Annotated in this window: 2 protein-coding genes; both read right to left on the bottom strand. The window is 61.8% G+C overall.

Annotated features, from left to right (window positions below):
• Positions 1–715, bottom strand: a 715-nt coding sequence (locus BKD70_RS22820) for an AraC family transcriptional regulator (protein ID WP_070415455.1), incomplete at its 3' end; no start/stop codon positions are given.
• A 35-nt stretch (positions 716–750) separates the two neighbouring features.
• Positions 751–1,957: dipeptide ABC transporter ATP-binding protein (locus tag BKD70_RS22815; RefSeq protein WP_070415454.1), on the bottom strand; the 1,207-nt coding region annotated here is incomplete at its 5' end.

Genomic DNA, 1,957 nt, shown 5'->3' with positions numbered 1-1,957 from the left:
GTTGGCTGCGGGCGAACTGGATGCGGCGGTTGACCATGAAGGCGTGGGGCGTCAAGCCGTAATACTGCTTGAATGCGCGGATCAGATAAGACGGCGACAGTTCAGCGGCCTGGCAAATGTCTTCGAGTTTCAAGGCCTGCGTGCAGTGGGCGCGGATGTAGTCGGCGGCGCGTTCCAGTTTGTGGTTGACCTCGCGTACCGGCGTCAGCGAAGGGTTCAGGCGCTGTTGCACCTCGGTGAAGTAACTCACTAGCGCGCTCTGTTTTTGCAGCAGTTCGGCCTGTTCATCCACTAGCGTGCGGTACAGGTCGAGCAAGCCGTGGTACAGCCCGGTGTCGCGAGTATGGGGTGTGTCGAATGGCCGGTAGCCCTGGTCGGTACTGAACCCCAACTGGTATTGCAGGTCGGTCAGCCACGGCGTGTCGAGGTACAGCATGTGGTAGGACCAGGGCTGGTCATGGATGGGGTTGCACGCATGCACATCGCCGGGGTTCATCAGCACCACGGTGCCGGCGCTGATTTCGAAGGTGTGCGCGCCGTAGTGGTAATAGCTGCAGCCCGTGGTGATCGCGCCGATGGAAAAATGCTCATGGGCGTGTCGGGTATAGGTGACCTTGCGCCCGTCGGCGATGCTGCGGGCTTCGATGAACGGCAGGCGTTCGTCGCGCCAGAAGCGCGGCGTGTCTGCGGGACGGGCGATTGGGCTGAGCGACATGGCGTTATTTCTCCTGCATTCTCACCCGCGTTACCTCAGGCCGGTACCAGAAAAGCGGCCTTGAGCAACTGCCGGGTATAGGCATGTTGCGGGTCGGCAAAAATAGCCTGGGCATCGCCTTGCTCCACCACCTGGCCTTGCTTGACCACCATCAATTGGTGACTCAGCGCCTTCACCACTGCCAGGTCATGGCTGATAAACAGGTAGGTCAGGTTGTACTTGGCCTGCAAACCACGCAGCAACTCTACCACCTGGCGCTGTACCGTGCGGTCCAGGGCCGAGGTGGGTTCGTCCAGCAGGATCAGGCGCGGCTTGAGCACCAGCGCTCGGGCGATAGCGATGCGTTGGCGCTGGCCGCCGGAAAATTCATGGGGGTAGCGATGCCGGGATTCGGGGTCCAGGCCCACTTCCTTGAGCGCCGCGATAATCGCCGCTTCCTGTTCGGCGGGCGTGCCCATCTTGTGGATACGCAGGCCTTCGCCAACGATCTCGCTGACGCACATGCGCGGGCTCAGGCTGCCGAACGGGTCCTGGAACACCACCTGCATTTCCCGGCGCAACGGGCGCACCTGCTGTTGGCTGAGGCGGTCCAGTTGCTGGCCTTCGAAGCGAATCCCGCCCTGGCTGCCGATCAGGCGCAAAATTGCCAGGCCCAGGGTGGACTTGCCCGAGCCACTTTCGCCAACGATGCCCAGGGTTTGGCCCTGGGGCAGGCTGAAGTTGATGCCGTCCACAGCCTTGACGTAATCGACGGTATTGCGCAAAAAGCCATTCTTGATCGGAAACCAGACTTTCAGGTCGTCCACTTCCAGCAGCGGAGGGCCGACATCATTGTTGGCTGGCCCACCACTGGGCTCCGCCGCGAGCAATTCCTGGGTGTAGGGATGCTGGGGCGACTGGAACAGTGTCTCGCAATCGGCCTGTTCAACGATGCAACCTTGCTGCATCACACACACACGATGGGCGATGCGCCGTACCAGGTTGAGGTCGTGGCTGATCAGCAGCAGCGCCATGCCCAGCCGCGCCTGCAGCTCCTTGAGCAATTCCAGGATCTTCAACTGCACGGTGACATCCAGCGCCGTGGTCGGCTCGTCGGCAATCAACAACTCCGGCTCGTTGGCCAGAGCCATGGCGATCATCACTCGCTGGCGCTGGCCGCCGGACAGCTCGTGAGGCAACGCCTTGAGGCGTTTGTGTGGCTCGGGGATACCCACCAGCTCCAGCAATTCCAACGTGCGCTGG

The organism is Pseudomonas sp. BS-2016, from assembly GCF_001806145.1.
GTDB classification, from domain to species: Bacteria; Pseudomonadota; Gammaproteobacteria; order Pseudomonadales; family Pseudomonadaceae; genus Aquipseudomonas; species Aquipseudomonas lundensis.
Note: the sequence above shows the minus strand (reverse complement) of the source record. Positions and strands in the feature narration are given on the sequence as shown.